The organism is Mesorhizobium sp. M1307 (assembly GCF_040318155.1).
Lineage (GTDB): Bacteria > Pseudomonadota > Alphaproteobacteria > Rhizobiales > Rhizobiaceae > Mesorhizobium.
Map to the genome: position 1 here is coordinate 56,682 of NZ_JAMYLR010000020.1, position 25,515 is coordinate 82,196.

Below are 25,515 nucleotides of genomic sequence, written 5' to 3' on the forward strand. Positions count from 1 at the left end.
CCAGAAATCTTCAAGCTTCAGTCGCGCTTGTCAACATCGGGACGCGGCAGGATCCGCCTGCCAACGGTTTGCTTTCCGGCCGGTGACCGGTAGTAGCTCCATAGGACAGGGGATCACGCTTTCTTGCGGCGACGCAGAAGGTGTGAGTTCCAAGCCCTGTCTATTTCAGCAATTGGATTGTGGCCCCTTTACGAGTGCTTCAGAACTTCATTCCAATTTTAGGTTTGTGAGCTAGGCTAGGAGCGAAATGCCGGCGTATGAAAGGCAGATGTCGGGAGGAACCGCGCCACGGCGCGCGCTTTCGCGCGCCCTGCTTTTCGCATTGTTGTGCTCTACTGCACTTGTTGCCGAAACCGGAAGTGCGGCAGCCTTCGAGATTTTCGGCATCAAGCTGTGGGGATCCAAAGACGAAGATGCCGATATCGTCGACCCGCTGCGCTATGCGGTGACGATCGAGGCGCCGGACGCCGACAAGGATCTCGCCGAGAAGCTCGAAAACGCCTCGGCGCTGAAGGCCGACGAGGAACACCCGGTATCCGGTTCTCTCGGCCTGCTGGCCAAGGCGCGCAGTGACCGTGAGCAACTTGTTGCCGCACTCTACGCTGACGCGCGCTACGAGGGTGTGGTCACTATCACGATCCAAGGCAAACCGCTCGACGATCTGCCGCCCGATGCCGAATTTTCGGGTCCGCAGCCGATACCGGTGGTGATAAGCATAGCAGCCGGGCCGAAATTCACGCTTGGCAACATCAGACTGGAAGGCGATGCGGCGGGGCTGGCAAGTGCCGATTTCGGCCTGATCGCCGGCGGTGACGCCAGTTCGGGCGCCGTGCTCAAGGCCGAGGCGGCGATCGTGCGGGCACTCAAGCAAGAAGGCAGGCCGCTGGCCAAGGTGACGGGCCGCGAGATCGTCGCCGAGCACGCCGGTTCGACGCTCGACGTGACGCTTGCCGTCGCGGCCGGCCCGGTCGCCGGCTATGGCGACACCACTGTCGAGGGCACGGAAAAGGTCGACCGCGACTTCACCGAATATATGACCGGCCTTAAGCGCGGGCGCCAATATTCGCCCGATGAGATCGACGATGCGCGCGACCGGCTGCTCGGGCTCGAGGTCTTCAACAGCGTGACGGTGAAGGAAGCCGACGCCCTCGACGCCGAGGGCAACATCCCGATCGGTGTCCAGGTAAGCGAACGCAAGCCGCGCTATTTCGGCATTGGCGGCAGCTTCTCAAACACCGAAGGGCTGGGCCTCGAAGGCTATTGGGGGCATCGCAATCTGTTTGGCCGCGCCGAAAAGCTGCGCATCGACGGCAAGATCAGCGGCATCGGCAGCAACGACTTGACCCAGCTCAATTACAATGCCGGCGTCATGTTCGAAAAGCCGGGCGTGGTCGGGCCGGCGTCGAAATTCATTGCCAGCGTCAATACTGTGCTGGAGCACCCCGACGCCTACGACCATTTCTCGGTCAAGGGCAGCACCGGCCTATCCTACGAACTCGACAAGAAGCAGACGGTTTCCGCGCAAGTCGCGCTGGATTATTCGAGGATCCACGACGCTTTCGGCAAGCACACCTATCTGATCGCCAGCATTCCACTGCAATATGTCTACGACAATCGCGACAGCAAGCTCAATCCGACCCGGGGCTTCAGGGTGCTGGCCTATGGCGAGCCGAGCTACGACATTTTGAGCGGGGCTGCGTTTGTCAAGCTGAAGGGCGAGGGGTCGGCCTACCAGTCACTCGATTCGACCTCGAAATTCGTTTTCGCCGAACGTGTCGCCATCGGCTCTATCATCGGCGCCAGTCTTCAAGATGTTCCGGCAGATCGACGCTTCTACTCAGGCGGCGGCGGTTCGGTGCGCGGCTATGCCTATCAAGGCATCGGCCCGAAGGACAGCAATGGAGAGCCGATCGGCGGGCTTTCCTTCTTCGAGACCTCGGTCGAGATGCGCATCGCCGTCACCGACAAGATCGGCGTCGTGCCGTTCGTCGATGCCGGCACGGTGTCGACCAGGCAGGTCCCCGATTTTTCGGACATGAAGGTCGGCGCGGGTGTAGGCTTGCGCTATCTGACGGCGTTCGGGCCGCTGCGCGTCGACGCGGCGGTGCCGCTCAACCGCGGCCCCGACGATCCTCATTTCGGCATTTATGCCGGCATCGGCCAGGCATTCTGATGGCAATATTCAGGCGCATCCTCCGTATCCTTTTCTACACGCTGCTCATCGTCGTGGCAGCGGCGGTGGGGGCGCTCGTCGTGCTGACCAAAACCGAGCGCGGCCGCGAAAACCTTGCCGGCATCATCTCGACCATGGCCTCGACCGGTGATCGCAAGGTCACTGTCGTCGGCATCGACGGTATCTGGTCGGGCGCGCTGAGGGTCGATCATGTCGTTCTGGAGGATCGCGAAGGCGCCTGGATGGTGGCGCGCAACGTGGCCATCGACTGGTCGCCGCTGGCACTCCTGTCGAAGAGCTTCAGCGCCGATCGCATTGGGGCCGAGCGTATCGAGTTGGCAAGGCTGCCGGTGGCCAATACACAGTCGAGCCAAAGCGGAGCGACGACGCTGCCGGTTTCCATCGACGTCAGGCAACTCGACCTTCCCGAAATCGCGCTCGGGCAGGCTCTGGCCGGCAGCGGTGTCGCCGAACTTGCAGCCAAGGGAGCGCTCAAGGCGGACGCCTCACCATTGGCGATCGAGACCAACCTCAACATCGTTCGCCACGACGGTAAGCAAGGCACGGTCGACGCCAAAGCCCATTTCGCGCCGGCCGACAACAAGCTCGACCTCGACCTTAAGGCATCCGAGCCGGCCGGCGGCATCATCGCCAACCTGCTCAACCTGCCGGGCGCGCCGCCGGTCAACATTGTCGTTTCCGGCACCGGACCGCTCGCCAACTGGAATGGCATCGGGACCTTCGTTGTCGACGGCCGGATCGTCACCCAGCTTACCGGTCGCCATCAGCTCACCGACAAGGGTCATTATGTCGAGGCCAATGGCGATGGCGAATTCGAGCGCTTCCTGCCCGAAACCCTGAAACCGCTGTTTGCCGGCAAGACCACCTTCGACCTCGCCGGCACGGCGACCGCGGCCGGCGGCGTCGATGTCGAGCGCGCCAATATCGACAGCGGCGCCTTGCACGCGACCGCCGCCGGCATTGTCGATCCGAACGGCGCCAGCGACCTTTCGGTGAAGCTCGCCGCAAAGGGGCCGCCGATCGTGCTCAGCCTCGGCAGCGAGGCGCAACCGATAACCGTGGCAATCAAGGATGCCACGGCCCGCGCTTTCGGCGATGGCAAGGCGCCGATGGTGGATATTGGCGCGTCGCTGATCTCGGTGGTGGCGGGCGGCACGCGGGTGGACGACCTGATCGGGCAAGTGCATTCCGATGGTTTCGACATCCAGAACCGTAGCGGGCCGGTCACCATCAAGCTGACGGCGGCCGGCCTGAACACCGACGTCGCGACTTTGGCGCCGCTGGTAACGGGCAGGGTCAGCGCCGGTTTCGACGGCTCCGTCAGCAAGGAACAGATTGTCGTCGACGACGGCACGCTACGCAGCGACGCGCTCAATGCGTCCGTAACAGCCACAGTGGCGCTTGCCGATCTGTCGATGACGCTCAAGATGAATGCCGACGCGGCTTCGACGGCGCTGCCGCCGCAAATCAGCTCGGTTCTCGGCGAGCGCGTGCAGTTTTCCGCAACCGCGACACGCGACCCGGACGGTGCGTTCGCCGCCAACGCATTGCAACTCACCTCGGGCACGCTTAGCGCCAGCGGCACCGCCAGTGCGCAAGGCACCGATATCCGGGCCGATATCAAGGGTACGCTGGGCGACGTGTCGGTGCTGTCGCCGCTGGTCGGCGCCAAGGTCGGCGGCGCCGTCGGTTTCGGGCTTACCGCAAGCGGCGCGCGCAGCGCACCGGATTTCTCGGTTTCGGCCAACAGCGACAGCCTGACGGCGTCCGGCCATGCGGTGAAGCAGATCAAGCTGAGCGCGAGCGGCAAGGCCGATATCGCCAGTCCCGCCGCCGATGTCTCGCTGACCGGCTCGGTCGACGACCAGCCGCTCGACCTCAAGGCATCGCTGGTCACAACCGACGGCAAGCGCTCCATCAATGGACTTGCCGTCTCGTTAGCCGACAACAAGGTCTCCGGCGACCTCGGGCTCGACGACAACCTGCTGCCGCTCGGCACGTTGACCCTCGATGCCGCCGATATTGCTCCGCTGGCCGCACTCGCAGGCCAGTCGGTCGCCGGCGACGTGCGCGGCACCATCCGCTTTGCGAACGACAACGGAGCGCCGACGGTCGCGATCGATGCGACGAGCGCCGTGATTTCGCGCGGCGAACTGGCGGCGAAGACAATCGCCGTCAACGCGCTGGTCGCCAATTATCTCAAAGCACCGGCAATCGCCGGCAAGATCAAGGCCGACACGATCACCTCCGGAACCACGGTGATCAGCGGCATCGATGTCGACCTGAAGCGCGATGGCGACTGGACCGGCTTTAGCGGCGGCGCCACGGTCGCCGGCATTCCGGCCAGCGCGTCCGGGCGGGTCAGGGTTGCGAACGGCACCACCAGCATCGAGCTTGCCTCGGGCGAGGCGGCCATCCGCGGCATCAAGGCAGCTGTCGCGCAGCCATCAGCGCTGACAATCGCCAATGGCAGGGTGGGCATAGAGAAATTGGCGCTCGGTGTCGGTGGTGGTTCGGTTGCCGTGTCGGGTACGGCTGGCCAGACGCTCGATCTCACTGCCACCTTGTCGGCGGTGCCGGCAGCGCTTGCCAATGATTTTTCACCGGGTCTCGATGCCGTGGGCGCGCTCAGCGGCACCGCGCAGGTCACCGGATCGTCGGCTGCCCCAGATATTCGCTTCACCGCCCGGCTCAGCGGCGCCGAAACCAGCCAGACCCGGCAGGCTGGGCTCGGGCCGCTGGATCTCGATGCGGCAGGCCGTTTCTCGTCGGCCAGCGGCCTGGCCATCGAGCAGGCGACGCTTGCCGGCGAGAAAATCTCCGGCAAGGCAGCCGGCACCCTCAATCCGAACGGTGCCAGCGATTTTTCGCTCGACCTGGCCTCTACCGGTCCGAGCCTGCCGTTGTCGCTTGGCAGCAAGGAGAGCCCGATCAAGCTCGAGCTGCAGGCGATATCGCTAACGGCGGCCGGGCAGGGCGCCCAGCCGAAGCTCGACATTTCCGCGACGCTGCCATCGGCCGCCACCAATCTAGCTATGATCGAGGGCATCACGCTTGCGCTGCACTCCGATCGCTTTGACGTGAAAGCCCGGAGCGGGCCGATCTCCGGCACCGTGATTGCCGAAAAAATCGGCCTCGACAATCCGACTATCGCGCCGCTGATCGCCGGCAAGGTCACCGCCAAACTCGCCGGCAGCCTTGCCGCCGATGCCATCGTCATCGATAGCGGCACGGTGACCAGCGACGCGTTGAACAGCGGCTTCAACGGGCGGGTCTCGCTGGCCGACGGCGCCATCGACCTCAATGTCAAGGCGGACGCCGCCTCGGCGGCACTGCCGGGGGCGGTACGTGGCGTGCTCGCCGAGCGAACGCAATTCAGTGCCGCGCTGAAGCGGGACGCCAATGGCAATGTCACCGCCAATACCGTCAGGCTGTCGTCCGGTTCGCTGACGGCAGACGGCCAGGCGAGCCTTGCCGACAACAAGCTCAGCGCCGACGTCAAAGGCGCACTAGGCGACGTCTCGCTGCTGTCCAAGGATGCCAGAGGCGCTATTTCTTTCGCGCTGAATGCGCAAGGCGCCAGCACTGCGCCGGATCTGTCGCTGACTGTCAACAGCGACAAGCTTTCGGTGGCCGCGCGTGAGATCACCGGATTGAAGCTCACCGCCACCGGCAAGGCTGATGCGGCCAACCCGGCTGCGAATGTGCAACTCACCGGAAATGTCGCGGGCCAGTCGCTGCAGGGCAGCGCCGTGCTGGCGACATCGGACGGCAAGCGCGCCATCAACGGGCTTTTGCTGTCGCTCGGCAAGAACCGTATCTCCGGCGACCTGGCGCTCGACGATGCCTTCCTGCCGGCCGGCACCGTGGCGCTCGACCTGCCCGATATCGGTCCGCTTGCGGCCCTGGCACTGGAAAAGGCCGATGGTGATGTGCGCGGCACGATCGCCTTCTCCAAGGCGGGCACCGTGCCGCAAGTCGCCGTCAAGGCGACGACGGCCTCGATCTCGCGCGGCGATGTCTCGGCCAAGGCCGTGAGCATCGATGCGCTGATCGCCAACTATCTGGCGGCACCGGTGATCTCGGGCAAAATCCGTGCCGACAGCGTAACTTCCGGCGGCACGGCTATTCGGGGCGTCAACGTCGATCTCAAGCGCGACGGCGAATGGACCGGCTTTTCCGGTGGCGCCACCATCAAGGATATTCCGCTGAGGGCGGCCGGCCGGGTCAAGGCGGTCAAGGGCACGACGACGGTCGAACTTGCCTCCGGCGAGGCGACCATCCGCGGCATCAAGGCGGCCATTGCCCAGGCCTCGACCATCAACATCGCCAATGGAGTGACCAGCCTCGACAGGCTGGTGCTCAACCTCGGCGGCGGCACGGCGACGGTCACGGGCAAGGCTGGGCAGGCGTTCGACCTCAACGCGACGCTGGCCCGCGTCCCGATCTCGATAGCCAACAGTTTTTCGCCGGGCCTTGATGCCGCCGGTTCCATCTCGGGCACGGTGAAGGTGACGGGGGCGCCGGCCAATCCGGCCGTTGCCTTCAAGATCGACGCCGCAGGCGTTCAGACGTCGCAGACCCGCGGTGCAGGTTTCGGCGGCATGGGCGTCTCATCCTCAGGTACGTATTCGGGCAACAGGCTGACCTTCGACGCCAACATGAGCGATGCCGCCGGTCTCGGCCTCAAGGGCGGCGGCACGATGACGACATCAGGCGGGCCCACCCTTGATCTCAACTTTTCCGGCAAGGTGCCGTTCGCCTTCCTCACCAGGACACTCGCTGCGCAAGGCCTGTCCTTGAGCGGCACGGCCGACGTCGATGTGCAGGTGCGCGGCCCGGCGACGTCGCCGGTGATCTCAGGCACGGTCCGCACGTCGGGCGCCCGTCTGGTCGATGCGCGATCGGGGCTTGCGATCAACGACATCACTGCCGATGTCGCTATCGGCAATGGCGTGGCCAGGATCAACCGCCTGACCGGCACGCTGTCGACACGCGGCAGCCTTTCGGCCAGCGGCACCGTCGGCATCGATCCGGCAAAAGGTTTTCCGGCCGACCTGTCGGTCAAGCTCGTCGATGGCCGCTATACCGACGGCAAGGTGGTCACCGCCAATCTCGGCGGCGACCTGACCATCAAGGGACCGCTCACCTCCGCGCCGGTGATTTCCGGTACCGTCAACCTGGCCAAGACCGTCATCACCGTACCCGAAAGGCTACCCGGCTCGCTGGCCGAGCTCAACGTCAAGCACAAGAATGCGCCGCCAGCCGTGCGTGCACAGGACAAGGCGTTGCGCCCGGCCGCAGCAAGCAGCGGCGGTGGAGGCAGCGGCCTCAACCTCGACGTCACGGTCAATGCGCCGAGCCAGATCTTCATCCAGGGCAGGGGCGTCGACGCCGAGCTCGGCGGTTCGCTGCGGCTGACAGGTCCGGCGTCGTCACCCCAGGCGGTCGGCACCTTCACCTTGCGGCGCGGGCGGCTGACGATCCTTGCAAAGCGGCTGACCTTCACCGAGGGCACCGTCGGTTTTTCCGGCTCTCTGGTGCCCTACCTCAATCTCACGGCGCAATCGAAGACGACCAGCGCCACCGTGACCATCGTGGTGTCGGGCGAGGCGAACAACCCGAAATTCACCTTCTCCTCGGTACCGGTGCTGCCGGAGGACGAGGTGCTGGCGCAGCTGATCTTCGGCCGTTCGATGTCGAACCTGTCGCCGCTGCAGATCGCGCAGCTTGCCGAGGCTGCCGGACAACTGGCCGGCGTCGGCGGCTCGACCTCCCTGCTGCAGAACCTGCGCAGCGCAATCGGCGTCGACGATCTCGACGTAATCACCGATGAACAGGGCGGCACCGCCGTCTCGGCGGGCAAGTATCTCAACGACCGCACCTATGTGACGATCCAGAAGGGCGACAGGCCGGGCTCGGGCAAGGCAACCGTCGATCTCGACGTTGGGCGCGGCGTCAAGCTGCGTGGCGAGGCAACCGACGCCGGCGAAGCCAAAGGCGGTGTTTTCTACGAACAGGAATATTGAAACCGGCCGTTCGCGCAGAACAACTGGTTGCCTGAAGAACGAGCGGCGCAGCGGCGAATGTCCCAGTTTAATTGCCCGTTGAGATTTCAGACGAAATCCCTGGCGCAGTAGCAAATTTGCGCCAAGACTGTCGTTATCGCGCGAACCGCCCTGCTTTCAAAGTTGCACATTCCTTGGCATGTTCCCAATCCGTGCCGTCTTTGACATCATGGCGCGGATGCGGAATGTTAAAAGGCAGAAAGCCAACAATGGGAGTTAGTCATGACGATCTACAAGAGTAACGGCGACCGCGTTCCCGATCACATCCTGGCCCTGGCCGAAGATGCCAAGGCAGGCAAGATGGATCGTCGCGAATTTCTGGCTCTCGCCAGCGTCTTCGGCGCCTCGACGGCGATGGCCTATGGCATGCTTGGCCTTGCAGACCCGACGCCGGCCAAGGCGGAAGAGGTCCAGGGCAAGAAAGGCGGCGTATTGAAGGTCGCGCAATGGATCAAGGATCCGAAGGATCCGCGCAAGTCCGACTGGTCGGAAATCGCCAATGCCGAGCGCCAGGCGCTCGAGCCGCTGGTCAAATACACCACCGAATACACGTTCCGCCCCTATCTGCTGGAGAGCTGGGACGTGAATGACGACGCCACCGAATACACGCTGCATGTGCGCAAAGGCGTCACCTGGAACAACGGCGATCCGTTCACCGCAGACGACGTCATCTTCAACCTCAAGCGTTGGGCCGACAAGAAGGCCGAAGGCAATTCCATGCCGGGTCGCCTCGGTTCGCTGGTCAAGGACGACAAGCTGGATGAGAGCGCGGTGACCAAGGTCGATGACCACACGATCAAGCTGACGCTCAGCAAGCCGGATATCGCCCTCATTCCCAACGTGTGCGACTATCCCGGCCTCATCGTCCACAAGACGTTCGACGAAAAAGGCGGCGACTTCAAGTCCTGCCCGATCGGCACTGGGCCGTTCGAGCTGGTCTCCTACGATGTCGGCCAGAAGGTGGTCTACAAGCGTCGTGAAGATAACAAGTGGTGGGACGGCGAGGTCTTCCTCGACGGCATCGAGTTCATCGACTACGGCACCGATCCGGCGGCCATGGTCAGCGCCTTCGAGGCAGGCGAGGTGCACACCAACTTCGAGACGTCGGCCGACTATGTGTCCATTCTCGACGGCATGGACTTGGCGAAGTCGGAGGTCGTCACCGCGTCGACGATCGTCTGCCGCACCAACGTCACCAACAAGCCTTACGGCGACCAGAAGGTTCGCAACGCCCTGCAGCTCGCGGTCGACAACAATGTCGTCCTCCAGCTCGGCTACGGCAATGCCGGCACGGTTGCCGAAAACCACCATGTCGCCCCGATCCATCCGGAATACTATGAATTGCCGAAGATTGCTCGCGACCCGGCCAAGGCAAAGGCGCTGATGGCCGAAGCCGGCCAGGCCGATTTCGAGCACGAGCTGATCACGGTCGACGAAGACTGGCACAAGAACACAGGCGACGCGATCGCCGCGCAGATGCGCGACGCCGGCATCAAGGTCAAGCGTACGGTGCTGCCGGGTTCGACCTTCTGGAACGACTGGACGAAGTATCCGCTGTCGATGACCAACTGGAACATGCGGCCGCTCGGCGTCCAGGTTCTGGCGATCGGCTATCGCACAGGTGAGGCCTGGAACGAGACGGCCTGGTCGAATCCGGAGTGGGATGCCAAGCTCAACGCTGCGCTGGCAGTTGCCGACGCCGCCAAGCGCAAGGAAATGATGAAGGATATCGAGCAGATCCTGCAGGATTCCGGCATTATCATCCAGCCTTATTGGCGCAAGCTCTACAGCCATTCGGTCAAGGCGGTGCAGAACTACAAGATGCACCCGACCTTCGAGCGCGACTACGGCAAGGTCTGGCTCGACCAGGCCTGACCGGACGATCCGGAAAGGGGCGTCTCGCCCCTTTCCCTCGCTCTTTGCATGGTCCTTGGACCGGAAGTCGGCGCAGCAAAAAGTTGCGGACTCTTCGGCCTGGGTCTGCAATAAAAAGAGTATTGCATCTGGGACTGGTCTGAAGGCTTGTTCTGCCGCTGGCGGCAGCGCACGGCTTGCAAACCGGTTCCACCCCCCAACCCGACCGGCAGGGGACCGCCATGCTTTCTTTCGTTATCAGGCGTCTCGGCACCATGGCAGTGACGATGCTGTGCCTGACGATGATCGTCTTCTTCCTGGTCAATCTCGGGCCTAATCTGAAGAAGCTCGCGATCAGCCAGACCGAAATGCACACATCCGCCGAGCAGCTTGAGGCTTGGCTGGTCAACCACGGCTATCGGCAGAATTTCTTTATCCGCTACGGCCAATGGCTGGGCATCATGCCCAAGCAGCCGGTGACCGACCCGGCGACCGGCAAGCCCGCACAGCGTTTCTCCTTCTGCAACGATCCGGTCGTGCCGACATTCTCCGGCATCCTGCAAGGCGATTTCGGTTGCTCGACCAAGTTCAAGACGACGGTCGCTTCGAAACTCTTTCCGGCGCTCAGCGCCACCGGCATCCTGATGCTCTGCGTGCTGGCCGTAATGGTGCCGATCTCGCTTTTGATCGGTATTCTCGCCGGCATGCGCGAGGGTTCACGCACCGACCGCACATTGTCGGTGGCTTCGATCGCCTCGACGGCGACGCCCGAATATGTTTCGGGCGTCATCTTCACCGTGATCTTTGCCTCCTGGCTCGGCGTGCTGAACGGTTCGGCGGCCTCGGCCAGCCAGGGCATCACCTTCTATAATTTCACCTTACCGGTGATGACGCTGGCGATATACGGCATCGGCTACATCGCTCGCATGACCCGCGCCTCGATGGTGGAGGTGATGACACAGCAATATATCCGAACCGCCCGGCTGAAGGGCCTCTCCTTCGGCAGCGTGGTGATAAAGCACGCTCTGCGCAACGCGCTGATCGCGCCATTCACGGTCATCATGCTGCAGTTCCCCTGGCTGCTCACCGGCGTCGTCATCGTCGAGGTGATGTTCCGCTACCAGGGGTTCGGCTACACCCTGGTCGAGGCCGCCGGCAACAACGACATCGATCTTCTGCTCGGCTGCTCGCTGGTCTCGGTGTTTATCGTCCTGATCACACAGCTCATCTCCGATGTCGGCTACGCGTTCCTCAATCCGCGCATCAGAGTTCAATAGGAGACCGGCGGATGCAGGTCGAATATCTCAGCGCCTTCAACGTCGTACTCGGCGTGCTTACCCGCTTCTGGCCGGTCTGGATCGCTCTCGCCCTGGTGATGGGGGCGAGCTTCGGCTACAAGAAGAAGCTAGGCCTTTACGGCCAGCTTTTCGACAGCGGCGTCGGCATCGTCGGCGTCGGCATCTGCCTGTTCTGGCTGTTTACGGCGATCTTCGCGTCGACCATCTCGCCCTTCGATCCGCTCGCCCAAGTGCCGATCATGAAGGACGCGCTGCCGGGCGCAATCGAGCCGGCGTCGAAACTTGTATACTATTTCGGCGGCGACAAGCTCGCCCGCGACGTGTTCTCCCGCATGGTCTATGGCAGCCAGATCGTGCTGATCATCGCGCCGGCGGCGACCGGTTTTGCGCTGATGGTCGGCATTACGCTCGGCCTGCCGGCCGGCTATTATGGCGGCAAGATCGATACGGTGCTGTCCTTCCTCGCCAACCTTGTGCTGGCCTTCCCGGTGATCCTCCTGTTCTACCTGCTGGTGACGCCGGGCATCATGGACACGCCGATCCCCTACGCGATGGCAGGGCTGTTCTTCCTGTTTCCGATCATCTTCTTCAGTGTGCTGTTCTGGACGCGCTACAAGAACCGCCCCGACCGCCTCTATATCCTGCTTGGCCTGACGTTGGTACTTGGCGGCTGGATATATGCAGGCCTTGTCTTCGATGCCGATCCGTTCAAGATCATCCACATCGATCCCAACCAGCTCAATATCTTCGTGGCGGTGGTGTTCGCCTCCAGCCCCGGCGTGTTCCGTATCGTGCGTGGCCTGGTCATGGATATCAAAACGCGCGACTATGTTGCGGCGGCACAAACGCGCGGTGAATCGCCCTGGTACATCATGCTGTGGGAGATATTGCCCAATGCGCGCGGGCCGCTGATCGTCGACGCCTGCCTGCGCATCGGCTACACCACGATCCTGCTTGGCACGCTCGGCTATTTCGGGCTGGGACTGGCGCCGGAAAGCCCGGACTGGGGCACGGCGATCAAGGATGCCAGCCGGCTGCTGCGCTCCTTCATCCACCCGGCGCTGCCGCCGACGATCGCATTGATGTCGTTCGTGCTCGGCCTCAACCTCCTGGCGGATTCGTTGCGCGAACAGTCTATGAAAGATTGATGCCGGGAAGATCGATGCCGGGTTCGGCCCGACATGCCTGAAGAACAAGGATTGGAGCGACCCATGAATGAGGCAGTTCGAAATCCCGCCAAGCCGACCAATGGGCCGACCAATGGGCCGATCATCGAGATCGAGAACCTGTCGATCTCCTTCTTCACCCGCAAGGGCGAGATCCCGGCCGTCATGGATTTTTCCTGCACGGTCATGCCTGGCGAGGCGATGGGTATTGTCGGCGAATCCGGCTGCGGCAAGTCGACCGTGTCGCTGGGCATCATGCGCGACCTCTCCAACATCGGAAAGATTGTCGGCGGAAAGATCAAATTCCAGGGCAAGGACATGGGAGAACTGTCCGACGAAGAACTGCGAGCTATCCGCGGCAACAAGATCGCGATGATCTACCAGGAGCCGATGGCCAGTCTTAACCCGGCGATGAAGGTCGGCCAGCAGCTGATGGAAGTGCCACTGATCCACGACAAGGTGTCGAAGGACGAAGCTTACAAACGCGCCTTGGAAATGGTGCGCGCGGTGAAGCTGCCGGATCCCGAGCGCATGATGCGTTCCTACCCGCACCAGCTTTCCGGCGGCCAGCAGCAGCGCATCGTCATTGCCATGGCGCTGCTGTCGAAGCCTGCGCTGCTTCTGCTCGACGAGCCGACGACAGCGCTCGACGTGACGGTTGAGGCCGGCATCGTCGACCTGGTCAAGGGGCTGGGCGAGAAGTTCGGCACCTCGATGATCTTCGTGTCGCACAATCTCGGCCTGATCCTGGAGACCTGCGACCGCATCACGGTGATGTATTCGGGCGAAGCGGTGGAGACGGGCAAGATCAAGGACGTCTTCGACCGGATGCGCCATCCCTACACGCAAGGCCTGTTCCGCTCGATCCCGCTGCCGGGCGCCGACAAGAATTCGCGGCCGCTGATATCCATCCCGGGGCAGTTGCCGCTACCGCACGAGCGGCCGAAGGGCTGCAATTTCGGCCCGCGCTGCCACCATTTCGTCGAGGGCGTCTGCAACGCCGCCGAAATTCCGATGATCGCGGTCGAAGGCCATGACGGGCATTTCTCGCGCTGTGTGCGCTTCAACGAGATCGACTGGGAGGCGCTGCCACCCGGCGCCAAGAAGGTTAACGAACGGGTGGTGCCCGGTGCGCCGGTGCTCCAGATCGAAGACCTCCGGAAGTACTACAAGGTCGGCGGCAGCGAAGTGTTCGGCTCGAGCGAGGGCCGTGTCGTCAAGGCCAATGAGACGATCTCGTTCATGGCGCGCGAATCCGAGACCGTCGCTATCGTCGGCGAATCCGGCTGCGGAAAATCGACCCTGGCCAAGGTGCTGCTCGGCCTCGAAACGGCAAGCTCCGGCCGCGTCAAGCTCGGCAACAAGGAGATCCAGTCGACCGGGATCGAGAAGCGCAGCGTCGACACGGTGTCATCGATCCAGATGGTGTTCCAAAATCCGTTCGACACGCTCAATCCCAGCCATTCGGTCGGTTCGCAGATCATCCGTACGCTGGAAAAGTTCAATGTCGGCGACACGGTGGCCGACCGCCGCAAGCGGATGCTGGAATTGCTCGACCTGGTGAAGCTGCCGAGGGCGTTCGAGTCGCGCAAGCCGCGCCAGCTTTCAGGCGGCCAGAAACAGCGCATCGGCGTTGCGCGTGCCTTTGCCGGCGACGCCAAGGTGGTGGTGGCCGACGAGCCGGTCTCGGCACTGGATGTGTCGGTCCAGGCCGCGGTGACCGAGCTCTTGATGGACATCCAGCGCAAGAACAAGACGACGATGCTGTTCATCAGCCACGATCTGTCCGTGGTGCGCTACATCGCCGACCGCGTCGTCGTCATGTATCTCGGCTATATCGTTGAGCAAGGCACGACCGACCAGATATTCGCGCCGCCCTATCACCCCTATACCGAGGCATTGCTGTCGGCGATCCCGATCGCCGACACAAGCGTGGTCAAGAAGCACATCGTGCTGGAGGGCGACATCCCTTCGGCGATGAACCCGCCGTCCGGCTGTCCGTTCCAGACGCGCTGCGGCTACAAGAAACTGGTGCCGGACAACCTTTGCGAAACCACGGTGCCGCCAGTCAAAAATCTCGGCGACGGCCATATGAGCCTGTGCTGGCTGTCCGACGACGTGCTGGCGAAAATGGAGCCGGTGATCAAATTCGACAAGGAGCACGCCGCAAATGAGGGCGTGCCGGATGATGCAAACCACGGTGTTGGCCCGGGCTTTGCCGGAGATCCGCCAAAGCGCCCGCATGGAAAGACTGGCAGCGTTGAAGCCGATGCCGAGGGTCAGGCAGTGGAGAATGCCGAAGCGGTCGCCAAAGCCCGCCGTCACGAGGTTCGCGACGAGGTTTCAGAGACCGGCACCTCAAGCTCTGCCGACAGCCAGGTGGCACCAATCATGCCGCCGACTGTCGGCGACGGCCGGCAGGCCGAGGACGCCACCCGCAAGCCGCGCAAACCCAAGGGCGGCTGAGAGCCGTTAATAGGCTAGGGCGCGCATTGCCGAAGCTGCGCGGCGTAGTCCTGCGCCATCTGTTCGGTGGCATGCGCATAGCGCTGCACGTCGGCGTCGCCGCGATTGCCGCGCTTATAGGCATTCCAGCCGAGATAGTAGGCGAGATACAGATTGTAGGTGTCGTTGCGGGCGACGCCGAGCGTGTCGGCGGTCTTGGAATGATACCAGCCCACAAAATCGACGGCATCGGCAAACCTGGTGCGGCGCGCCGCCCAGCTGCCGGTCTCGTTCTGGTATTGCGCCCAGGTGCCGTCGAGCGCCTGCGAGAAGCCGGTGGCGCTGGAGATATGTTTCCAGGGAATGAAGCCCAGCAGCTTGGTGCGCGGCGGCCTTGCGTTGCTCTTGAAGCCGGATTCCTTGCGCACCGTCGCCATCAGCACGGGAACCGGCACGCCGTATTTCTGCTCGGTGCGTTGTGCCGCCGCCTGCCAATTGTCGAACCAGCCGTCATTCTGGTCGAAAACGGCGCAGACATCGTTGATATGGTTCGGTGGCGTCGCGCAGGCCGAAAGCGCCAGCGGCGCGGCAATCGCTACAATTTTACTAAAACTCGACCTACGCATTGCAAGAGCATTAGGCCGAAAACATAAAAGGAATCTTGCTGCGTTCCTTAACGGCTCATCGGCCGCTTTGCCTGACGCGGAACAAGTATAAACATTCCGACGTTTGTTGTCGCTTTTTGCCGACCTGAAATTCCCGCAATGGCGCCTTGGCTAAAATCACGCCCGCAGGTGGCGGATTCTTGACAGCTCGATTCTCGTGCCGGCGCTTTGATGCGCCGCATGAGCGAACCAAGACGCAAGCGCGGCGCCGAGCGAACCAGCAACAGGGGACCGACCGCCATCCCGCAACTGCCGTTGCGCCGCGTCACCAATCCCTATCCGCCAATGGCGATGCTCTCGGCCGACCAGATCGAGGCGATCCACCAGGCGTCGATGCATATCTTGGAGAATTTCGGCATCGAGGTGATGAGCCCGCGGGCGCTGTCGCTGTTCGAGAAGGCCGGGGCCAAGGTCGATCATGCAACGATGAACGTCCGCATCGATCGCGGCATGATCGAGGAAGCGCTGAAGACGACGCAGTCCAGCTATACGCTGACGCCGCGCAATCCCGCCCATGCCGTCCACCTCGGCGGCAATACCATCAACTTCACGCTCGTCGCCGGGCCGCCGAATGTGCACGACATGGAGCGCGGCCGCCGTGCCGGCAATTTGCGCGATTATTCCGATCTCGTCCGGCTGGCGCAGCATTTCAACTGCATCCACATGCTAGGTAACCAGGTCTGCGCGCCGGTAGAATTGCCGGCGAATTCCCGTCATCTCGACACCTATTTCGCCAATCTGACACTGACCGACAAAAGCTTTCACGTCTCGGCCATCGGCCGCGGCCGGGCGCTCGACGGCATCGAAATGATGGCAATCGCGCGCGGACTGACGCTTGACGAGATGCGCCACGATCCCGGCGTCACCACGATCATTTCGGTCAATTCGCCGCGCCGCTTCGACGAGATGATGGCCGAGGGGCTGATGACGATGGCCGAATTCGGCCAGTCGGTGGCGGTAACGCCATTCACGCTGATGGGGGCGATGAGCCCGGTGACGCTTGCCGGCGCGCTCGCCCAGCAGAATGCCGAGGCGCTGTTCGGCGTGGTGCTGACGCAGCTCGTCCGCCCCGGCGCGCCGGTGATGTATGGCGCCTTCACCTCCAATGTCGATATGAAATCGGGAGCGCCGGCGTTCGGCACGCCTGAAAACACCAAGGCGAATATCGCGTCCGGACAGTTGGCGCGGCGTTACAACCTGCCTTATCGCACAACGCCGGGCTCGGCTTCCAATGCCGCCGACGCGCAAGGCGCCTATGAGACGCTGATGGCGCTGTGGGGCGCGGTGCTCGGCCATGGCAACCTGGTCTACCATGCCGCCGGCTGGCAAGAGGGCGGACTGACAGCGTCGTTCGAAAAGTTCATCATCGACGTCGAGATGATCCAGCACATGATGGAGTTTTTGCGCCCGATCGAGGTCAACGAGGCCGAGCTTGCTGTCGAGGCTCTGGGTGCGGTTCCGACCGGCGGCCACTTCTTCGGCGAGCCGCACACTCTGGAGCGCTACGCCACAGCCTTCTACCAGCCGATGCTGTCCAACTGGCAAAATTTCGAGGCCTGGCAGGAGGCTGGCGGGCTCGATGCCACGGCGCGGGCGACGAGGCTTTGGAAGAAGGCGCTGGAGGACTATGTCGAGCCGGTGATGGAAGTCTCCAGGCGCGAGGCGCTTGAGACGTACGTGGCCAAGCGCAAGGAAGCGATCGGGCAAAGCGAGCCGTGATGATCGAAGGCTCGCGCTCGTGGGGCTCCTCCCCGAATTCATCGTTCCCATCCAACTCGTTGACGTCAGAGAGAATCCCATGAAATCGCATGCAAAGGTCGTGGTTATCGGTGGTGGCGTCGTCGGGTGCTCCGTGCTGTTCCATCTGGCCCGTCACGGCTGGACCGACATCGTGCTCCTGGAGCGCAATGAATTGACCTCCGGCTCGACCTGGCACGCCGCCGGCGGCATGCACACCATCAATGGCGATCCCAATGTCGCCAAGCTGCAGAAATACACAATCTCGCTCTACAAGGAGATCGAGGAACTGTCCGGCCAGGCGACCGGCGTGCATCTGACTGGCGGCGTCTTGCTGGCGGCGACCGAGGCGCGCCTCGACTGGCTGCGCGGCGTCGTCGCCAAGGGCCGCTATCTCGGCATCGACCTCGAAGAAATATCGCCTGAAGAGGCGGCCGAGCTGATGCCGTTGCTCGACCCCAAGCAGTTCGTCGGCGCCGTTCGCAACAAGGAGGACGGTCATCTCGATCCCTCCGGCGTCACCCACGCCTACGCCAAGGCCGCGAGGAAGCTTGGTGCCGAGGTCGAGCGCTTCACCAAGGTCGAGGACATCGTGCGGCGCGCCGACGGGTTGTGGCGTGTCATCACCAACAAGGGTGAGGTGGTGGCCGAGCATGTCGTCAACGCCGGCGGCCTGTGGGCGCGCGAGGTCGGCCGCATGGTCGGGCTGGAGCTGCCGGTGCTGGCGATGGAGCACATGTACCTGATCACCGAGGACATGCCGGAAGTCGCCGCCTGGAACCAGAAGACCGGCACGGAGATCATCCATGCGGTCGATTTCGATGGCGAGCTGTATCTGCGCCAAGAGCGCGGCGGCATGCTGATGGGCACTTATGAAAAGGCCAACAAGCCTTGGTCCGAGTTCCAAACGCCATGGAATTTCGGCCACGAGCTGCTCGAACCCGACATCGACCGGATCGCGCCGTCGCTGGAGGTCGGCTTCCGGCATTTCCCGGCCTTCCAGAACACCGGCATCAAGCAGATCATCAACGGGCCCTTCACCTTCGCACCGGACGGCAATCCGCTGGTCGGGCCGGTGCGCGGCCTGCCGGGGTTCTGGGTGGCCTGTGGTGTCATGGCCGGGTTCTCGCAGGGCGGCGGCGTCGGGCTGGCGCTGTCGAACTGGATGATCGAAGGCGATCCCGGCGCCGATATCTGGGCGATGGATGTGTCGCGCTACGGTGACTGGGCGACGATGGCCTACACCAATGCCAAGGTGCGCGAAAACTATTCGCGGCGGTTTTCGATCCGCTTCCCGAACGAGGAACTACCGGCCGGCCGGCCGCTCAAGACGACACCGGTTTACGACCTGTTGTCGGCCAAAGGGGCGCAATGGGGGGTCGCCTATGGGCTGGAAGTGCCGCTGTGGTACGCGCCCGAAGGCGTCAAGGACGAATTCTCCTGGCGGCGCTCGAGCGATTTTGAGCATGTGGCGAAAGAAGTGGAGACGGTTCGGCAGGGCGTTGGTCTCTCGGAAATCTCGTCATTCGCCAAATACAGAGTGACAGGCAAGGGCGCTGCAGCCTGGCTCGACCGCCTGCTTGCCTGCAAGTTGCCAAGGCCCGGCCGCATGACGCTGGCGCCGATGCTGAAGGAAGACGGCAGGCTGATTGGCGATTTCACGCTGGCCAATCTCGGCAGTCCAAATTCGGAAAGTGACGATTGGTTCCTGGCCGGCTCCGGCGTCGCCGAGCAGTACCATATGCGCTGGTTCGAGGCGCATCTGCCGCAGGACGGCTCGGTCAGTATCGAAGCGTCGGGAGCAAAACTCACCGGCCTGTCGATCGCTGGCCTCAAGGCGCGCGCCGTGTTGGCAAAAGTTACGCGGGCGGACATATCGAATGCCGCGTTTCCGTTCATGGCCATCAGCAAGATGGATATCGGCATGGCGCCATGCCTGGTCGGGCGCGTCAGCTACACCGGCGATCTCGGCTACGAAATCTGGGTCGCGCCGGAATATCAGCGCGCCGCCTATCAGGCGCTGATGGCCGCGGGGGAGGAATTCGGCATCGGCCTGTTCGGCTCGCGCGCGCTCAACGCATTGCGGCTTGAGAAGAATTACGGCTCATGGGCGCGCGAATACCGTCCGATCTATGGGCCGCTGGAAGCCGGGCTCGACCGCTTCGTCGCCTACGGCAAGCAAGCCGATTTCATCGGCAAGCAGGCGGCGTTGGCCGAGCGCAAGCAAGGCGGCAGACTGCGGCTGCGGGCCTTTGTCGTCGATACTGTCGATGCCGACGTCATCGGCGACGAGCCAATCTGGTATGGCGGTGCCGTGCGCGGTTGGGTCACGTCGGGCGGCTACGCGCATCATTCGAAAAAGTCCGTCGCCATCGGCTATGTGCCGAAAGAGATTGCCGACGAAGCCGACGGCTTCGAGATTGAGCTTCTGGGCAAACGCCACGCCGCGCGCATGCAGCCGATCCCGCTGTTCGACGCGAATTTCGAGCGGATGCGTGGGTGACGTTTCAGGCACCGCGGCGGTTGTCCAGCGCCAGGGCGCCGGCGCCGGCGAACACCAGATAGAGGAAGATGAAGCAGAACGAGATCGCCGCATCGCCGCCATTGTTGACCGGGAAGAAACCCTGCGGCATGTGCGCCATGAAATAGGCGATCGCCATTTCGCCGCAGAGAAGGAACGCCCGGCCTGGTCAAAAGCCCCAATGCCAGCAGGATGCCACCGGCGAATTCAAGTAGGGCAGCGGTCAGCGTCAGCCCGGTCAGAGCGCCCGCGTGATCGCCGACGGGGAAATTGAACAGTTTCTGGGTGCCGTGCTCAATGAACTGCAGCGCCGTCATGATGCGCAAGGCGGCAAGGGCGAACGGTTGATATCCGGCGAGGCCTTCGAAAAGCTTCATCTACGACTCCATTTTCACCTATCCCGGCCATAGGTCATCGCCAAAGGCCGGACCATTCACATAGTCCGGCCTGCATTCAACTGTCGGTGAGTGAGTCGTGAGGCGTGCTGCAGCCTTGGGGCCGCACGATGGCGGCCCCGCGATCAGCGCGGCCGTTAATGCCCGGGCGCTGTCAGAGCAAAGTGCGCGCCTTGCGGGTCTGTGCACTGTACGATCCAGCTGCCGCCGGGGACCTCCATCGGACCCATCAGGATCTTGCCGCCATTGTCGGTGACGCGCTTGGCTGCCGCGTCGATGCCGGGCACGTTGAAATAGAACTGCCAGACCGGCGCCGGGATCTGCTCGGGCTTGTTCATCATGCCGCCAACGGGCTCGCCGCCGAAAGCGAAAAGCTGATAGACGCCCATCGGACCCATATCCATGGCGTCGCCCTTCTCCCAGCCGAACTGGCTGGAATAGAAATCGAACGCCGCCTTCCAGTCTGACGTGTAGAGCTCATGCCAGCCGATGTTGCCGGGGGTCGCCAACTGTAGCGGCGGCTGGTCGGGGCCGCTGGGCTGCAGGAAGTTGAACATCGCGCCTTGCGGGTCTGCAACGACGGCGAAGCGGCCGACGCCAGGAATGTCGTCGGGCTCGCGGTGAACCGCGCCACCAGCCTTCTTGAGGGAGGCCGTTGCGGCATCGACATCCCTGGTGAGGATATAACCGACCCAGGCCGGCGGCATGCCCATCTTGCGCGCGTCATCGGGCAGCGTCATCAACCCGCCGACGCCGCGCTCGCCGACATTCATGACGATATAGCGCGGCATGCCCTGGGCCCCTTCGAAAGGCTGCCCCCTCCAGCCCACCACTGAGGTGTAAAACGCCTCGGCGGCGTCGAGATCGGTGGTCATCAACTCGTACCAGAAGAAGGGCATGGGGGACTGTGGCATTGTCGTGCTCCTTGCGGTTTGTACATCGATCATGCGCGATCCATTCTAGGACGATCTTCACGACGAAAATCCGACAGCCAACCAAAAAAGATGACAAATTGGAAATGTTACCGGGTTGCGCGCCCTGCGGTTTTCGACTTTGCTCGCAGTCAACGAGGGGTTGTTGATCCATGCGCCGGATGTCGCTCACTTCCCTGACCAGAGCGGACCATCACCAGTCTAAGGGCTATCCCGCTGCCCGGAATGGTTGTGGAAGGCGTGGTGCGAAGCGAGGGGTCAGATCCAAGCAGCTATGGCTTCACGAGCAATCACCTCTATCGTGCATTCGAGACTGAGCAATAGAAAATGCGAACAGTCGTCTGTCGGCCCGGGTATTGATCGCAACCAGTGCGAGTTCTCGACTCGGAGGAGGGGCCATCTGTAGGAGGCTTGCCCGCCAGAGCCAATCAACGGGATTGAGCTGCTAGCGCTGACATGGGTCACTCCCAACATGTCGTCATGAGCCGAAAGTGCTAGCACTCCGTGGAAGTTGATCTTCAGGGTTCGTTCGGATGCCCCGATGAAGAAGTCGCCTTCGACGGCCAATTCAAAGTAGTTGTCGGATTTCAGACGCCACACCTGACAGGCAGCCAGCGGTAATTCTTCCACAGGCTCCCACCGCTGAACCGCCTCCTGAACAATGTCCATCACCTTCTCCAATGTTTGAAAATCGCGCACGATGCTCAAGCGCCTACCGCCCCGTAAGCGCTTTCGAACAGCTTGTCGCCACTGGTAGCCAATTCTGGGCGCCGCATCCATTGAGGCGCAACGGACGGCGCTCAAAAACATGAGTGCATTTATCATATTTTTATCGAGAGGTTTCAGCGGCTTGCGCCGAAAATTGACCAATTGATAAAAAAATAAAACGTGCTAGCCTTCTCCAAAACAAGAACATGGGGAACTGACGATGCCAGAAGGCCAGTTCAAGCAAGGCATTGCCGGCGGGCGGCTCTCGCCGGACCAATATGCCGACAATTTCGCCGACCTGCACCCGCCGCTCGATCATCACGAGGCGCTGGTCGAGTCCGACCGCTGCTATTTCTGCTATGATGCGCCGTGCATGAATGCATGCCCGACCTCGATCGACATCCCGCTGTTCATTCGCCAGATTTCGACGGGCAATCCCATCGGCTCAGCCAAGACTATTTTTGACCAGAACATTTTGGGCGGCATGTGCGCCCGCGTCTGCCCGACCGAGACGCTATGCGAAGAAGTCTGCGTGCGGGAGGTGGCCGAAGGCAAGCCGGTGCAGATTGGTCGCCTTCAGCGCTACGCCACCGATGTCGCCATGGCCGAAAACAAGCAGTTCTACAACCGCTCCGAACCGACCGGCAAGACGGTCGCCGTGGTCGGCGCCGGACCGGCCGGGCTTGCGGCCGCGCATCGGCTTGCCCGCCACGGCCACGACGTGACCATCCTGGAAGCCCGCCCGAAGCCCGGCGGGCTCAATGAGTACGGTATCGCCGCCTATAAGAGCGTCGACAATTTTGCCCAGGCCGAAGTCGACTATGTCACGTCGATCGGCGGCATCGACATCCAGAACGGCAAGGCGCTCGGCCGTGATTACCAGCTGTCGGACCTGACCAGGAATTACGATGCGGTGTTCCTCGGCATGGGGCTTGCCGGCGTCAATGCCTTGCGAGCGGATGGCGAGGAGGCGCAAGGCGTCACCAATGCCGTCGAGTTCATTGCCGAGCTTCGTCAGGCCAGTGATCTGGCCAGCCTGCCGGTCGGCCGGCGTGTTGTCGTTATCGGCGGCGGCATGACGGCGATCGACGCGGCGGTGCAGTCGAAGCTGCTCGGAGCCGAAGAGGTGACGATCTGCTATCGGCGCGGCCCGGAGCACATGAATGCCTCCGAATTCGAGCAGGATCTGGCTGCCGCCAACGGCGTCATCATCCGGCACTGGTTGCAGCCGAAGCGGGTCATTGCCGATGCCGGCAAGGTGTCGGCGATCGAGCTCGAATACACCGCGATGGACGGCGACAGGCTCGTCGGCACCGGCGAGCGGCTGACGCTCGTCTCCGATCAGGTGTTCAAGGCGATCGGCCAGAGCTTTGTCCCGGCTGCGCTCAACGGCAGCGGTGCGGAGGTCGCGCTGGAAGCCGGCCGCATCAAGGTCGATGCGGAAGGGCGCACCTCGCTGGCCAATGTCTGGGCTGGCGGCGACTGCATTTTCGGCGGCGACGACCTGACAGTCTCGGCCGTCGCACAAGGCCGCGACGCGGCGGAAAGCATTCATCGGGCACTGACCTCGAACGGGAGGGCATGAGCATGGCAGACATCCGCAACAATTTCGTCGGCATCAAATCGCCGAACCCGTTCTGGCTAGCCTCGGCGCCGCCGACCGACAAGGCCTATAACGTCATCCGCGCATTCAAGGCTGGCTGGGGCGGCGTTGTCTGGAAGACGCTCGGCGAAGAAGGGCCGCCGGTGGTCAACGTCAACGGTCCGCGCTACGGCGCGATCTGGGGCGCCGACCGTCGTCTGCTCGGCCTCAACAACATCGAGCTGATCACCGACCGCGACCTGCAGGTCAATCTGCGCGAGATCAAGCAGGTCAAGATGGACTGGCCCGACCGGGCGATCGTCGTCTCGCTGATGGTGCCTTGCGAGGAGCATGCCTGGAAGGCGATCCTGCCGGTAGTCGAGGAGACCGGCGCCGACGGCATCGAACTCAATTTCGGCTGCCCGCATGGCATGTCGGAACGCGGCATGGGTGCGGCGGTCGGCCAGGTGCCGGAATACATCGAAATGGTGGTGCGCTGGTGCAAGGCCAACACCCGCATGCCTGTCATCACCAAGCTGACGCCCAACATCACCGACATACGCAAGCCGGCACGAGCGGCCCTTGCCGGCGGCACCGACGCGGTGTCGCTGATCAACACCATCAATTCGATCACCGGCGTCAATCTCGACAATTTCGCACCTGAGCCGACGATTGACGGCAAAGGTTCGCATGGCGGCTATTGCGGCCCGGCGGTGAAGCCGATCGCCATGAACATGGTGGCCGAGATCGCGCGCGACCCGGAAACGAAGGGCCTGCCGATCTCCGGTATCGGCGGCATCACCACCTGGCGCGACGCCGCCGAGTTCATGGCGCTTGGCGCCGGCAATGTGCAGGTGTGCACGGCGGCGATGACCTATGGCTTCAAGATCGTGCAGGAGATGATCGCCGGCCTGGAAAACTGGATGGACGAGAAGGGCCATGCCTCGCTCGACGACATCCTTGGCCGCGCCACTCCCAACGTCACCGACTGGCAGTATCTCAACCTCAACTACATCGCAAAGGCGCATATCGACCAGGAGGCCTGCATCAAATGCGGCCGCTGCCACATCGCCTGCGAGGACACCTCGCACCAGGCCATCACCAGCATGGTCGACGGCGTCAGGCATTTCGAGGTGATCGAGGCCGAATGCGTCGGCTGCAATCTCTGCGTCAATGTCTGCCCGGTCGAGAACTGCATCACCATGGAGCCACTGGCGGTTGGCGCGATCGATGAGCGCACTGGTAGGCCAGTGTCGCCGATCTATGCCAACTGGACGACGCATCCCAACAATCCGATGGCCAAGGTGGCGGCGGAATAGCATTTCGAAAAAAGCGGCGTCCATGGGCGCCGCTTTTTGACTTTCCTATTGCGGATAAAAGATATCCAAGATAATCTATATCCATGAACAGGAGAGCGCAATGAAGCTGGGCGAAGGCGTCGAAGCAGCCATCCACTGCGCCGCGATGCTCGCCGGCGTTGATGGCGCCGCGACCTTGCCAGGTGCTGCCATGGCCGAAGCGTTCGGGCTGTCGCCGAGCTATCTGCTTAAGCATCTCAACGCGCTGACTGCGTCCGGCATTCTGGAATCAGTGCCGGGGCCGTCCGGCGGCTACCGGCTGGCGCGGCCGGCGGAACGCATAACGCTGCTCGACATCGTGCTGGCCGTCGAGGGGCGTGAACCGGCGTTCCGCTGCGCCGAAATCCGCCAGCGCGGCCCAGCGAAGCTCGATGCCTCGGTCTATGTCAAACCCTGCGGCATCAACGTAGCCATGCTGAAGGCCGAGCGCGCCTATCGCGCCGCGCTCGCCGACGCCTGGCTGTCCGACATCGTTGCAGAATACACGGCCGATGCCGATCCCCGTTCGGTCGCCGCGAACTGCGCCTTCGTCGAGCGCCATCGGCGGCCGCAGAAATCAAGTTCAACCAAGCAAGCATGAAAGGCTACAGAC

General features: G+C 62.8%; 15 protein-coding genes and 1 pseudogene. 12 read left to right on the forward strand and 4 right to left on the reverse strand.

Translation table 11 applies throughout. The annotated features are described in order from the left end of the window. Nucleotides 1-247 precede the first annotated feature (247 nt). From NKH16_RS21170 to NKH16_RS21195, 6 genes are all read left to right on the forward strand, one after another. A complete protein-coding gene (locus NKH16_RS21170) occupies nt 248-2,173 on the forward strand; it encodes an autotransporter assembly complex protein TamA (protein WP_352747498.1) in 1,926 nt (641 codons plus the stop codon). Further along, entirely contained in the window at nt 2,173-8,223 is a 6,051-nt protein-coding gene (locus NKH16_RS21175) for a translocation/assembly module TamB domain-containing protein (protein WP_352747501.1), read from the forward strand. Before NKH16_RS21170 ends, NKH16_RS21175 begins: the two co-directional genes overlap by 1 nt. A 261-nt stretch (nt 8,224-8,484) precedes the next feature. Continuing rightward, complete coding sequence (locus NKH16_RS21180) at nt 8,485-10,137, forward strand: ABC transporter substrate-binding protein (RefSeq protein WP_352901650.1); 1,653 nt, start codon at nt 8,485-8,487, stop codon at nt 10,135-10,137. A gap of 221 nt (nt 10,138-10,358) precedes the next feature. Continuing rightward, nucleotides 10,359-11,393 (forward strand): ABC transporter permease, encoded by a 1,035-nt coding sequence (locus NKH16_RS21185; RefSeq protein WP_352453204.1) that lies wholly within the window; start codon nt 10,359-10,361, stop codon nt 11,391-11,393. Nucleotides 11,394-11,404: 11 nt separating this feature from the next. Beyond that, nucleotides 11,405-12,562: an ABC transporter permease gene (locus NKH16_RS21190; protein WP_023675848.1), complete on the forward strand. Its 1,158-nt coding sequence runs from the start codon at nt 11,405-11,407 to the stop codon at nt 12,560-12,562. A 63-nt stretch (nt 12,563-12,625) separates the two neighbouring features. Further along, nucleotides 12,626-15,046 carry a dipeptide ABC transporter ATP-binding protein gene (locus NKH16_RS21195; protein WP_352747509.1) on the forward strand — a complete coding sequence of 807 codons (2,421 nt, stop codon included), beginning with the start codon at nt 12,626-12,628 and terminating at the stop codon, nt 15,044-15,046. Nucleotides 15,047-15,060: 14 nt separating this feature from the next. Here NKH16_RS21195 and NKH16_RS21200 read toward each other — a convergent pair whose 3' ends face one another. After that, the gene (locus tag NKH16_RS21200; protein WP_352901653.1) at nt 15,061-15,651 is read right to left on the reverse strand and encodes a transglycosylase SLT domain-containing protein; all 591 of its coding nucleotides are present in this window, start codon (nt 15,649-15,651) and stop codon (nt 15,061-15,063) included. A 219-nt stretch (nt 15,652-15,870) separates the two neighbouring features. Here NKH16_RS21200 and NKH16_RS21205 point away from each other — a divergent pair, with 219 nt between their 5' ends. Both NKH16_RS21205 and NKH16_RS21210 read left to right on the forward strand, forming a co-directional pair. Further along, the gene (locus tag NKH16_RS21205; RefSeq protein WP_352901656.1) at nt 15,871-17,409 is read left to right on the forward strand and encodes a trimethylamine methyltransferase family protein; all 1,539 of its coding nucleotides are present in this window, start codon (nt 15,871-15,873) and stop codon (nt 17,407-17,409) included. A gap of 79 nt (nt 17,410-17,488) precedes the next feature. Next, on the forward strand, nt 17,489-19,930 hold the full coding sequence (locus tag NKH16_RS21210) for a GcvT family protein (protein ID WP_352747516.1): 2,442 nt from the start codon (nt 17,489-17,491) through the stop codon (nt 19,928-19,930). A 4-nt stretch (nt 19,931-19,934) separates the two neighbouring features. Here NKH16_RS21210 and NKH16_RS21215 read toward each other — a convergent pair. Next, nucleotides 19,935-20,265, reverse strand: a pseudogene (locus NKH16_RS21215) (DoxX family protein). Between NKH16_RS21215 and NKH16_RS21220 the strand changes: the two are divergent. Continuing rightward, nucleotides 20,200-20,358 carry a hypothetical protein gene (locus tag NKH16_RS21220; RefSeq protein ID WP_352747557.1) on the forward strand — a complete coding sequence of 53 codons (159 nt, stop codon included), beginning with the start codon at nt 20,200-20,202 and terminating at the stop codon, nt 20,356-20,358. The pseudogene NKH16_RS21215 and the gene NKH16_RS21220 sit on opposite strands and share 66 nt — an antisense overlap. Before the next feature lie 122 nt (nt 20,359-20,480). On the opposite strand, the gene NKH16_RS21225 is transcribed toward NKH16_RS21220, so the two are convergent. After that, the gene (locus NKH16_RS21225; protein WP_352647022.1) at nt 20,481-21,257 is read right to left on the reverse strand and encodes a VOC family protein; all 777 of its coding nucleotides are present in this window, start codon (nt 21,255-21,257) and stop codon (nt 20,481-20,483) included. 276 nt (nt 21,258-21,533) lie between these two features. Next, nucleotides 21,534-21,983, reverse strand: coding sequence for a cupredoxin domain-containing protein (locus NKH16_RS21230; RefSeq protein WP_352747518.1), 450 nt, complete (start codon nt 21,981-21,983; stop codon nt 21,534-21,536). A 220-nt stretch (nt 21,984-22,203) separates the two neighbouring features. Between NKH16_RS21230 and NKH16_RS21235 the strand changes: the two genes are divergently transcribed. The 3 genes from NKH16_RS21235 (at nt 22,204) to NKH16_RS21245 (ending at nt 25,503) form a co-directional block, all read left to right on the forward strand. After that, nucleotides 22,204-23,568, forward strand: coding sequence for an NAD(P)-dependent oxidoreductase (locus NKH16_RS21235; protein ID WP_352747520.1), 1,365 nt, complete (start codon nt 22,204-22,206; stop codon nt 23,566-23,568). Nucleotides 23,569-23,570: 2 nt separating this feature from the next. Continuing rightward, nucleotides 23,571-24,884, forward strand: coding sequence for an NAD-dependent dihydropyrimidine dehydrogenase subunit PreA (gene preA, locus NKH16_RS21240; protein ID WP_352901670.1), 1,314 nt, complete (start codon nt 23,571-23,573; stop codon nt 24,882-24,884). 100 nt (nt 24,885-24,984) lie between these two features. Continuing rightward, complete coding sequence (locus NKH16_RS21245; protein WP_352684717.1) at nt 24,985-25,503, forward strand: RrF2 family transcriptional regulator; 519 nt, start codon at nt 24,985-24,987, stop codon at nt 25,501-25,503. The last annotated feature ends 12 nt before the right edge of the window (nt 25,504-25,515 follow it).

Excerpts from the sequence above, each read along its gene's own strand:
- NKH16_RS21190 (WP_023675848.1), top strand. The coding sequence starts at position 11,405 with ATGCAGGTCGAATATCTCAGCGCCTTCAACGTCGTACTCGGCGTGCTT.
- NKH16_RS21235 (WP_352747520.1), top strand. The coding sequence starts at position 22,204 with ATGCCAGAAGGCCAGTTCAAGCAAGGCATTGCCGGCGGGCGGCTCTCG.
- NKH16_RS21245 (WP_352684717.1), top strand. The coding sequence starts at position 24,985 with ATGAAGCTGGGCGAAGGCGTCGAAGCAGCCATCCACTGCGCCGCGATG.
- NKH16_RS21205 (WP_352901656.1), top strand. The coding sequence starts at position 15,871 with ATGAGCGAACCAAGACGCAAGCGCGGCGCCGAGCGAACCAGCAACAGG.
- preA (WP_352901670.1), top strand. The coding sequence starts at position 23,571 with ATGGCAGACATCCGCAACAATTTCGTCGGCATCAAATCGCCGAACCCG.
- NKH16_RS21180 (WP_352901650.1), top strand. The coding sequence starts at position 8,485 with ATGACGATCTACAAGAGTAACGGCGACCGCGTTCCCGATCACATCCTG.
- NKH16_RS21195 (WP_352747509.1), top strand. The coding sequence starts at position 12,626 with ATGAATGAGGCAGTTCGAAATCCCGCCAAGCCGACCAATGGGCCGACC.
- NKH16_RS21185 (WP_352453204.1), top strand. The coding sequence starts at position 10,359 with ATGCTTTCTTTCGTTATCAGGCGTCTCGGCACCATGGCAGTGACGATG.
- NKH16_RS21225 (WP_352647022.1), bottom strand. The coding sequence starts at position 21,257 with ATGCCACAGTCCCCCATGCCCTTCTTCTGGTACGAGTTGATGACCACC.
- NKH16_RS21170 (WP_352747498.1), top strand. The coding sequence starts at position 248 with ATGCCGGCGTATGAAAGGCAGATGTCGGGAGGAACCGCGCCACGGCGC.
- NKH16_RS21210 (WP_352747516.1), top strand. The coding sequence starts at position 17,489 with ATGAAATCGCATGCAAAGGTCGTGGTTATCGGTGGTGGCGTCGTCGGG.
- NKH16_RS21175 (WP_352747501.1), top strand. The coding sequence starts at position 2,173 with ATGGCAATATTCAGGCGCATCCTCCGTATCCTTTTCTACACGCTGCTC.
- NKH16_RS21200 (WP_352901653.1), bottom strand. The coding sequence starts at position 15,651 with ATGCGTAGGTCGAGTTTTAGTAAAATTGTAGCGATTGCCGCGCCGCTG.